This window comes from Clostridium neuense (assembly GCF_045310695.1).
In the GTDB taxonomy this organism is placed as follows: Bacteria; Bacillota; Clostridia; order Clostridiales; family Clostridiaceae; genus Clostridium_S; species Clostridium_S neuense.
The window spans coordinates 151,417-162,790 of record NZ_JBJIAA010000014.1; the positions used below are offsets into that span (position 1 = coordinate 151,417).

Genomic DNA, 11,374 nt, shown 5'->3' on the forward strand with positions numbered 1-11,374 from the left:
TCTATTGAATATAGGATACCTCAGCTTTTGCCAAAAAGTCAAGGCGATAGACTATAATTTGAAGCCTTCCGTTATTGCCTTCAAATTCCTTGACATCTCTGATAATTTTCCTGTAGCCTTTTCTACTTTATTCATAGTTGAAAGTTGGTTTTGTATACTTAAATTTATATCTTCTGTGCCATGGGCTATTTCACTTGCTCCATCAGCTACATCACTAATAACCTTCTCCATCTCCTTAGAACTCTTCGCCTGCTTGTCATTGTCACTGTTTATCTGTTCTATCTCATCTACAATACTTTGGATATTTAATATTATACCCTTTATACTTTCTTTTACCTCAGATGCCTTTGAAACACCGTTTGATACCTTCTCATCAACTTGTTCTACCAAACTAACAGCATTAGATGATTTTAGCTGATTTTCATTTATTAGCTCTGCTATTTGAGCCGCAGCACTATTGCTTTCATCTGCCAATTTTCTAATTTCATCTGCCACTACGCTAAAGCCTTTACCAGCTTCCCCCGCACGAGCTGCCTCTATAGCAGCATTTAAAGCCAGCATATTTGTCTGCTCCGATATTGAAGTTATCATTTTTACTATATCTCCTATTTTTTTAGAAGATTTATCAAGGTCATCTATCATAGTTGATACTTCATTTGAAGCAGCTGCTATATCAGTTATAGAGGATACTACCTGAGATATTTTTTCTGCTCCTTCTTCTGCTGAATGTTTTGCCGCTTTACTATTTAATGCGGTATTTTTAGTTGCTTTAGAAGTTGATTCTGAAAACTCTGCTGCTTCTGTAAGCGCCGCTGTAGTTTCCTCCGCTGCCGCTGCTGTATCCGAAGTACTAGAAACAATTTGTGATACTGTTGTTGAAATATCATTTAGTGATCTTGTACTTGTTGAAGTTACCTTACTCATATCTTCACTTAAATCTGTTATTGTTTTAGCTGAGGAGGATACCTCTGTAATTATGGCATGAAGTTTATCCATAAATAAATCAAAATTGCAGCTTAATTCACCTATCTCATCCTTGCTATGATACTCTATTCTCTGAGTTAAATCACCATCATTTTCGGATATCTCCTTTAATTTTAAAGTAACCTTTTTAACAGGCATTACAATTTCTCTTATTATGATACCGGATAAAACTAATCCTATAGCTACACTTATTACTAGTATTATTATTATTTCTACAATAGTCCTTGTAAAAAGCTTTTGACTTTCCTTATAAGTTACATTTGCAGCCTTAACATGCTCATTTACAATTTTATCGAAGTCTGAAACCAATGTATTTTTTATCTTATCAAAATTTTGAACATCGCTTCTGTCACCCTTATTTCCTTTAGGCGGTGTAGTACCGTTCCCCTTATTTTGATTTTGAAGCGTCTTCATTTCTTCTACTGCTTTTATGTACGTATCCTTAGCTGTTAAAAACTTGCTATAATCACTTAGCAAATTCTTAAATTCAGTAGTATTTTTATATTCAGGGTTGTTTTTATACTGAGATATTTTATTATTTAAAACTTTTACACGAGCCTCTATATCACTCTTTATAGTTGCCGTTGATGTCGTAGTATCCTCTGTATCCATTAATAAACTTCCCTTTGTTCTTATGTATTCAATATCCGACTTTATATCTTCCAGGCTTATTATTGGATTCATTCTTGAGTTATTTAGCTCTTTAATTTGAGAATTGACTTTGTACACCTGCATTACTGAAGTTCCTCCAATTACCAGCAAAAATATGAGAAAGCTCAATGAAAGCAGCCCAATTTTCTTTGTAAGCCTTAGATTCCTAAAAAATGTCATACACACCACTCCCTCTTTTGTTTTCAAAATTATATATTTATTATATGTAATGAATATATCATACTAGCTGAAGCTAAATCCCATTAACTTTGTGGCAAAATTGAAGCAAATTAAATTGCACAAAAAAAGTACCGGATATTAATCCCGTACTTCCTCATTCATATATTAAAACGCTCTTATAGCCTGTCTATTTCTCTATTCCACTGTATAAGCTTCTTTTATCTCTGTATAAATCTGCAAATAAAATCAAGAATAACACAGAAACAATAACCTTATATGCTGCCATATTATAATAAGGCGACATTACATTCCAAACAAATTCTGCTATCATACAAAAATCAAGCATTCCTAGTACTTTAATGTATAATCTTTCATAGTATTTTGATAAATTTGCATCTTTATTTTTATAAGTTTTATTGAGATGATTTCCATAGAACACTTCAAACATAAATCCAGCATTTATAGCCAAGCTTAAAAATCCTAAATGGTTTATGATTGTAAAAGCAAGTGATAACAAACCTATTATTATAGTAAAATTTTTCATTAAAACAAGTTTTTTCATATCAAACTAACTCCTTATTTATATATAGTGAAACTAGCCCAACTACATGTCATATATGTATGTACTATCATGCTTAGAAAATAGTGTTTAATTCAAATTAATTTTTAAATTCTAATTACTTTATTTTTATATATAGTATATATTATAATTATAATATCACTTTTTGCTTATTAAATAAATAATTTTTTTAAATCTTTTATATGAATCTTTCAAATTTATAACTAAACGTATTTAAAATTTGTAGATTATTACATGCTTTTTTATCTATTTATTTACTCAAAACGTTTTAACTTTTAAATATGCTTTTAGGATTTTGTATTCCTCTTTTGCGGTTAATTTTTCAATTACTTATAAATATAATGTATATTATTTATTCTATCTTCTAAATTTACAATTTTATTACCTTCTACTAGGAAACTTTGACACAAAAAATGTTATAATATTAGTTGGAAATAAATAAAATAATATATACTAATTTATTAAATAAAAATAAATACAAGCTTAAAATTATTATTGCTATGAAATAAGGTGAATATTAAAGAAATGGAAATGAAGAAAAGTAAAGTCAAATCAAGTAAACACGAACCAAGTAAGCACAAACAAAATAACATCACTAAAGGTATTATAATTTCTTTTTGCGTATTAATCGCTGTATACATTGCAGTATCACTGTATTTTGCAAATCATTTTTATTTTGGTTCTAAAATTAATGGAGTTAGCGTTTCAGGGAAGACTGTAGATGAAACAAAAACAAAACTAGCATCTGTACTCCAGAACTATACTCTTAACATAAAAGAAAGGAATGGTAAAACCGAAACTATAAAAGCCCAAGATATTAATGAAAAATATGCTTCAAATAATGATTATCAAAAACTTAAAAATGAACAAAGCCCTTATATGTGGATTACGGGAATATTTAGCAAAAAAAATTCCGAAATGGCTGATGGAATTTCATATGATTCCAACTTGTTAAAAGAAAAGATAGATGCGCTTTCTTGTGTCAATGGAAACGACATAACTGAACCCCAAAACCCTAGTTTTAAATATACCTCTAAAGGCTATGTAGTTATAAAGGAAATACTAGGAAATAAAGTCAACAAAGATGCTTTATATGCTGCTGCAAAAAAAGCGATACTAAATCAAGAGTCTACAATAGATTTAGAAAAAAGTAATTGTTATATTACCCCTAAATATACTTCAAGCTCTCCAAAAGTTAGAAAAACTAAAGAGCTTCTTAATAAATATGTCTCTTCAAAGATTACCTATACATTTGGTAATCAAAAAGAAAGCATAGATGGTTCTGCAATAAATAAATGGATTAATGTCAACAGTAATCTTGATGTTACAATTGATGAAAAAAAGGAAAAAGATTATTTAAATAAGGTTTTCAGCAAATATGAAACAACTGGCAAAACGAGAAGTTTCACTTCCTCATCAGGTGATACAATAAATGTTAGTGGTGGCGATTATGGCTGGCTTGTTAACACAAGTAAAGAAATGGAAAGTTTAAATTCAAGCATAAAAAAAGGACAGACTACAACAAAACAGCCTGCATACAAGCAAACAGCTGCCTCTCACGATGCTAATGATATTGGAAATACTTATGTAGAAGTAAATTTATCAAAGCAGCATCTATGGTTTTATAAAAATGGTTCATTAGTAACTCAAGGAGATGTTGTTACAGGTAACGTAAGCTTAAATGATTCCACTCCAGCAGGTGTTTATTGGGTAAAGTACAAAGAAAGAAATGCTACTTTAAAGGGTCAGGGTTATAGTTCTCCTGTTGACTATTGGATGCCATTTAATGGAGGAATAGGCCTACATGATGCACCTTGGAGACATGGGCAGTTTGGTGGAGATATATACCTCACTCAAGGTTCTCACGGATGTGTAAATTGTCCACCTGATTTAGCACAAACTATATTTAATACTATAGCTGCAGGTACTCCGGTTGTTCTATATTAGAAGCAACCGCAAAGCAACAATGCTTCGTCGCGTTAAAAAAGTCCTATAAATCTAAGTGGTGATTCTAAGCGAGTGCTTACTTGAGGTATAGAAGGATAACGATCATATACGGGGTTTGGGATGTAATCCCATTATCCTTCTTTAACTTATATTAGCCATCTATATATTAGCCCAAACCTTGTGTATGTTTACTCGCTGAGAGAATGCTCAGACAATTGAAATATCTAAGTATTTTACAATTTTTGAGCCAAGATTTATTAGGACTTTTTTTTAATCGTTCCTTCAGCATTGTTACTTGCTCCCACGGTAGTACAAGGAAAAATTCCTCCGTATCTACGGAATTTTAGATGTAAACTTGTACAGTCCATTATATATAAATCCTTATATCAAAATAGCGTCATTTATAAGTTTTAGATTTTCCTTAGCAAAGCGGAAGAAAATCATCCTCGTCCTGAGGTTTTCCTATAAACTAAAAAATCGTCGACCACCCGAGGTTTTTTACACTACTCAAGGTCGACGACAATTTTTTAGTTGTCTTTAATATAGCTCTGTTAAAGTTTTGTGTTGATATTTTGTATATAGTAAAACCAGCTCAACTACAAACAAATAGCTTGTCTATAGCTACTGTAAACAACCTTCGTCTAAAAATTTTATCCTTTTGAAAAATTATCATTTCCTTTTTCATTAAAAACTTCTTTCCAAGCTTTTTTGGCATAAGGTATAAATTCGTTTGCACTTTTAGTTATTTTTTCATGAAACTCTTTATCCTTTAGCATTTTTTCTGCACCATAATCATCAGGCTTAGCTCCTGTCTCCCTGCATACATTAATTATTACTCCCGTATTATCTATCATCATACAAGGCCTTAACATATTTTTATTATACGGCTGAATTGATCTTAATTTTTTAAAGAAAGGATCCCTAAATGCGTCAATAAGATGTCTTCCTTTTAAATTAACTGTAGAAAAATGAGAAAATATACATGGCTCAACATCTTCCTTTGAATTAACATGAAAATAATATTTCCCTGCAATGCACCCTCCAACATATGGTGCATCATTAAAGAAATCAATTGTAAAATATGGTTTCGATGCTCTTATTTCTCTTGATCTTTTACCTAGAAAATCCCTTTGTTCTCCAGTAAGCATCATATCAAAATCATTATCTTCACCATTTACAGGCATAAATAAGAAATACCAACTCATTTTTGAGCCTTTTTCAATAAGCATGTCCGTAAATTCATCACTTAATACTGTATTTATATTAGTTCTTGTTACCGCTGAAGATACCCCAAACAAAATTCCCCTTTCGTGAAGCAAATCCATAGCTTTTAGCACTTTCTTATAGGTTCCCTTACCTCTTCTGGCATCTGTATCTTCTTCAAAGCCCTCAATTGAAAGCATAGGTATAACATTTCCGCACTTTTTAAGTCTATCTGCTATTTTATCATTCAAAAGAAGTCCACTAGTAAACGGTGTAAACATCACATCATCATACTTTTCATATAAATCAAGTAAATAATCATTGAAGAAAGGTTCTCCACCAAGAATTATAATATAATAAATTCCAAGATCTCTTGCCTCTCCTATTATTCTATCAACTTCTTCTGGCGGTATATCATCCTTTTTACTGAAACTTGAAGCATAACATCCCTTACAATGAAGTGGACATCTCATGGATGGGCTTATAAGCATAACAAATGGAATTTTTGTATTTTCCTCGTTGAGATATTTCTGTCTTTTAGGTCCAGCATACCAGTTAGCATTAGCAAAAAAATTAGTAAAAAACTTTTTTAAACACTTATTATCAGTATTTTTTAAAATATCCTGGATAAAATCATGTTTTGATTTATCATTTTTATAATATTTATAAACATGTTCGATTTGAGCCAAGGCAGATTTATCCTTTGTTAATAAACGAATTGCACTAAATATATTATCAACATTTTTCTCTGGATCTTTATCAAGATATCCAACAATTTTACTTACAATTACCTGTTTCGCTGTCTTTTCTAAATTGTCCTTCATTTCCATAAGCAATTTCCTCCTAACAAAACTTAATAATTATCCGGTTGCAGAATGCTGCAGTCGGGTATGTTACTGCATTTTCTTGCATTTGATTTATATATTTCAACCCAATGCGGCAACATGAAAAGTAGCAAAACCACTTATAACCGCAAAGGATGAAATTACTATGTTTTGTTTGATTTTAAACAATTAAATTTTTACAATAAATTTTCTGAAATTCAGAATCCTTATTACCAAAGGCCTGTTATTTTTTGAAATTTCTCAAAGAAAGTTTTTATATTAATACTTCTGTTTCAAAATTATTTTCAGATAGTTATTATAAAAAATAGATAATGCTATAAATCATAAATTCATTATGGAACTTATAAAAAAGTATACTTGTTGATTAAAACTAGTACATTTACTTTCAAGGTGCCATCAGTTAAATCCACAGGAAAATATACGGAATAAAATTAAAAGATGCTTATTTAAGCTTCGTTCTATAATTTATATTGGTGAGTCATTGTTAATTTAGCGTTATTTATGGAAAATTTAAATCTCGATATGGCTCAGATTAAAGCTATTATGTGCGGTAAGAATTATTATTAATAATTTAAAATATTTTTAGATGATTCTTAATTTGATAATTACGATAATTTCAACTTTGAAAAAGTATTTATTCCAATTAATAATCTTAATGCGAAAATCCTTGATGATTCTTTAGCTGATACTGATGGTACGCCTATTTACTATTTTTAATAAATCATGCTTTCTCACAGAGGTATTTTTCATATCTAGTTTTAATTACTTTCTTTTTATTTATAAAAAATAGTTATCAACATTATAGATAATTGGATTTTGCAATTATATAATTTGAAATTTAATTTCCTATAGGTATTCCAAAAACCCATCGACTATAGAATACATCAGCTCCCCAAAAAAATCAAATTCTAAGATAAACCTCCTAAAATTACAAATAGTATATATAAGCTTTCTATTTACCCATAAACCGAATAATAATCATTTCTACAGGTTTTTACACCGCTCACGGTTGACAACAATTTTTAAGTTACCTTTAATATAGCTCTGTTAAAGTTTTATGTTGATATTTTAAATTTATTAAATGTTTAAATTTTACATATAATATAGTATACTGTTAATAAAAAATATCTTGTATTTTAATTTATATAAGGAAATAAGATTGGAGTTTTAATATGGAAATAAATTATACAATTTCAAAAGAAGAATTAGTAAATTTTCATTTAAAGCATTTCACCGAAACTAAATCTTATAAGCATACAGCTATTATGCAGATAATTTCAATGCTTGTTTTAACTATTTTAACATACATACTTTTTAATCGTTTATATTATTGTATAATTGTGTTATTAGCATGGTTCGTTTTGGCATTATCTAAGAGAAAAAGAATCCGATTTTTACTTAAAAAAAAATTGAATAAAATTTTTCTGTCAGCTAAGTATAAAGATTATTTTGAACCTACTAAACTAACTATAACTGAATCTGGATTACAAACAAGTACTAGCTTATCTGAAAAAACTTATAAATGGCAATCTATAAAAATAATCAGTTTAGTAGATACCTATATTTTTATCATAACTGCTGCAAATGATGAATTATTAATTCCTATTAGAACATTTAAAAACTATGAAGATAAAGAATCTTTTTTAAATAATTTAATAAAAAAAACTAATTTAAAATTAAGTTACACATATCCTATTGACACTAAAAAATAATAAGATATGTGTAACTTAATTCTAGCTATTTAGTTGCAAAATAAAGTAATGCTACTCCAAAAGAAACAACTGTTGCAATAACACTAAATATAATGATACTAAAAAATTATAGGTGTCCCATAATATTCAGGCACTGGATATTCGAATCAATTATAAGCATACTAAAATCTCATCAACTACAGAATTCATGAGTTTTCTTAAAAAATCAACTCTTAATAAAACTTTCATAAAAGTGGTAAAAACAATCTTAACTTTCTATTTTCCTACATTAAAAATCGTCATTCCAGAATTTTTTGTGCTATTGGAGGTCTACAACAATTTTCCAATCACCTTGCATATAGAGCTCTGTTAAAGTTCTGTGTTGATATTTTAAATTTATATTAAACTGCAAGGAACTAGATTAATCATTTTTATAAGATATATATCAGACAATCACATAGTAAAATCATTTTAAATGTTTAAATTTTACATATAATATAGTATACTGTTAATAAAAAGAACACTTTTTATTTTACTTTATACAAAGAATAAGATTGGAGTTTTAATATGGAAATAAATTATACAATTTCAAAAGAAGAATTAGTAAATTTTCATTTAAAGCATTTCACCGAAACTAAATCTTATAAGCATACAGCTATTATGCAGATAATTTCAATGCTTGTTTTAACTATTTTAACATACATACTTTTTAATCGTTTATATTATTGTATAATTGTGTTATTAGCATGGTTCGTTTTGGCATTATCTAAGAGAAAAAGAATCCGATTTTTACTTAAAAAAAAATTGAATAAAATTTTTCTGTCAGCTAAGTATAAAGATTATTTTGAACCTACTAAACTAACTATAACTGAATCTGGGTTGCAAACAAGTACTAGCTTATCTGAAAAAACTTATAAATGGCAATCTATAAAAATAATCAGTTTAGTAGATACCTATATTTTTATCATAACTGCTGCAAATGATGAATTATTAATTCCTATTAGAACATTTAAAAACTATGAAGATAAAGAATCTTTTTTAAATAATTTAATAAAAAAAACTAATTTAAAATTAAGTTACACATATCCTATTGACACTAAAAAATAACAAGATATGTGTAACTTAATTCTAGCTATTTAGTTGCAAAATAAAGTAATGCTACTCCAAAAGAAACAACTGTTGCAATAACACTAAATATAATGATACTAAAAAATTATAGGTGTCCCATAATATTCAGGCACTGGATATTCGAATCAATTATAAGCATACTAAAATCTCATCAACTACAGAATTCATGAGTTTTCTTAAAAAATCAACTCTTAATAAAACTTTCATAAAAGTGGTAAAAACAATCTTAACTTTCTATTTTCCTACATTAAAAATCGTCATTCCAGAATTTTTTGTGCTATTGGAGGTCTACAACAATTTTTCAATCACCTTGCATATAGCTCTGTTAAAGTTTTGTGTTGATATTTTAAATTTATTAAATGTTTAAATTTTACATATAATATAGTATACTGTTAATAAAAAGAACACTTTTTATTTTACTTTATACAAAGAATAAGATTGGAGTTTTAATATGGAAATAAATTATATAATTTCAAAAGAAGAATTAGTAAATTTTCATATGAAACATGTTACTGAAACTAAAAACTATAAAAAAGCTACTATTAATAATACAATTTTTACGCTTTTAATACTATTTCTTGTATTTATAATCTCTAAACACTCATATTATACTATCACTGCTTTCATTACATGCCTTGTTTTATTATTATTTAGAAAAAAAATCGTATTATATCTTCTTAGAAAAAAACTATATAAAATTCTTTCATTTGAAAAATATACAAATTATTTTGAGCATACTACATTAATGATTTATGAACAAGGTTTAAAATTAACTACTAATTTATCTGAAAAAAACTATAAATGGAATTCTATAAAAAGTTTACATCTAATAGACAAATTTTTATTAATTAAAACTAATACGCACGATAATATTTTAATTCCTATTGATTCCTTTAAATCGCTAGAGAGCAAAGATTTTTTTATAAATAGCATCATAAATAATACTAATTTAAAATTACAAAATAAGTATCCTATCGATTTCAACTATTAATAAGATACTTATTTTTTTCAATTCTAAAGTATATTTTTAACTTTCATAAATAAAACATTAGTAATATTGTTTATACAAAAGTTAAGTGTTAATCTGTAGATCCTTTTAATTTTGATATTAACAAAGATAATATATTTATTATAAATATTGCACCAGCAGCTACTCCAGCTATAGATGAGGCTAAAACAGTTTCAACTAATGATGTGCAACCCAAAGCCATTATCACTACTATTACTGCTATTATTATCAAGATCCCCAACATAGGATTTTCATTCAATTCCTCACCTATTGAATTAACAGCACTATTAGCAGCTTGTACTATTGAAGCACCAGTATCACTTATATCTAATGATAATTCGATGTTTAAATCCTCTGTTATAGTTACAGTTTCTGCAATGTTTATTTCTTTCTTTTCTTCAGTTTCAATTGTTATCGTTATAGAATTACCTGTATAAGCTGTTTCAATTGACAGTTCTGTATTTTCATTTATTTTACCTAATAGTGCTGTTAATTCTACAGCACCATTTGAGCCTAATCCAGCTGAAATAGTTTGAAGTGCTGTTTGCATTGTCGCATCTTCAAATTTACCATTTTTAAATTTTATTGAATTAGATCCACCACCTACAGTTCCTCCAACTGAAAATTCTAATTCAGCTTTAATGGCAGGTGAATTTATTAATGTTATTGGATCACCAGCAGCATCAATCGTATGGCGGTTCCATTTTATATGCGTTGGCTGAACTAACCCCATGCACCCTTTTTTAATGGGAAATCTTTATAGTCTTCGCAAGACTCCCTATGCAATCACTATTTCACAACATGAACGCTTCAGGCTCTCTATTTAAGTTACAGAGCAACTGCTAATATTTAAAATAATAGCTCTTTTTATGCTTGTCCCAATACATACTTGTATGAAAGTTTTAAATACTTTCTCTTTCATTACTTCTATAAAAAAGACAACAAAAATTACGCCTATTGAGATTTATATTTTTTCTCAATTACTCTCAAAAGGTTTTATTCATATGCAATTTTTAATATATATAAAAATTTCTTCAGCTCTAAGATCACTTAAAACCTTGAAAATTTTATTATCCTGAAAAAATAAATATCCACCAGCTTAGCTGGTGGTTTTTCCTTAAGCCCTATAAGGGCACATTACCAGCATTATGCCTTA

The 11,374-nt window shown here is 28.2% G+C and carries 8 protein-coding genes; 4 read left to right on the plus strand and 4 right to left on the minus strand.

Annotated elements, in window-relative coordinates; translation table 11 throughout:
• Positions 1–51: 51 nt before the first annotated feature.
• The gene (locus tag ACJDT4_RS16890; protein ID WP_406788760.1) at positions 52–1,815 is read right to left on the minus strand and encodes a methyl-accepting chemotaxis protein; all 1,764 of its coding nucleotides are present in this window, start codon (positions 1,813–1,815) and stop codon (positions 52–54) included.
• A 187-nt stretch (positions 1,816–2,002) separates the two neighbouring features.
• Positions 2,003–2,377 (minus strand): hypothetical protein, encoded by a 375-nt coding sequence (locus ACJDT4_RS16895; RefSeq protein ID WP_406788761.1) that lies wholly within the window; start codon positions 2,375–2,377, stop codon positions 2,003–2,005.
• Between the two features lie 543 nt (positions 2,378–2,920).
• Here ACJDT4_RS16895 and ACJDT4_RS16900 point away from each other — a divergent pair.
• A complete protein-coding gene (locus ACJDT4_RS16900) occupies positions 2,921–4,342 on the plus strand; it encodes a L,D-transpeptidase family protein (protein WP_406788762.1) in 1,422 nt (473 codons plus the stop codon).
• A 650-nt stretch (positions 4,343–4,992) separates the two neighbouring features.
• On the opposite strand, the gene ACJDT4_RS16905 is transcribed toward ACJDT4_RS16900, so the two are convergent.
• Positions 4,993–6,375, minus strand: coding sequence for a radical SAM/SPASM domain-containing protein (locus tag ACJDT4_RS16905; protein ID WP_406788763.1), 1,383 nt, complete (start codon positions 6,373–6,375; stop codon positions 4,993–4,995).
• A 1,187-nt stretch (positions 6,376–7,562) separates the two neighbouring features.
• On the opposite strand from ACJDT4_RS16905, the gene ACJDT4_RS16910 reads away from it, so the two are divergent.
• The 3 genes from ACJDT4_RS16910 (at position 7,563) to ACJDT4_RS16920 (ending at position 10,200) form a co-directional block, all read left to right on the plus strand.
• Complete coding sequence (locus tag ACJDT4_RS16910; RefSeq protein ID WP_406788764.1) at positions 7,563–8,102, plus strand: hypothetical protein; 540 nt, start codon at positions 7,563–7,565, stop codon at positions 8,100–8,102.
• A 546-nt stretch (positions 8,103–8,648) separates the two neighbouring features.
• The gene (locus ACJDT4_RS16915) at positions 8,649–9,188 is read left to right on the plus strand and encodes a hypothetical protein (RefSeq protein ID WP_406788764.1); all 540 of its coding nucleotides are present in this window, start codon (positions 8,649–8,651) and stop codon (positions 9,186–9,188) included.
• 472 nt (positions 9,189–9,660) lie between these two features.
• Complete coding sequence (locus ACJDT4_RS16920; protein WP_406788765.1) at positions 9,661–10,200, plus strand: hypothetical protein; 540 nt, start codon at positions 9,661–9,663, stop codon at positions 10,198–10,200.
• A gap of 88 nt (positions 10,201–10,288) precedes the next feature.
• Here the strand turns inward: ACJDT4_RS16920 and ACJDT4_RS16925 are convergent, their stop codons facing one another.
• On the minus strand, positions 10,289–10,951 hold the full coding sequence (locus ACJDT4_RS16925) for a hypothetical protein (protein ID WP_406788766.1): 663 nt from the start codon (positions 10,949–10,951) through the stop codon (positions 10,289–10,291).
• Positions 10,952–11,374 lie beyond the last annotated feature (423 nt).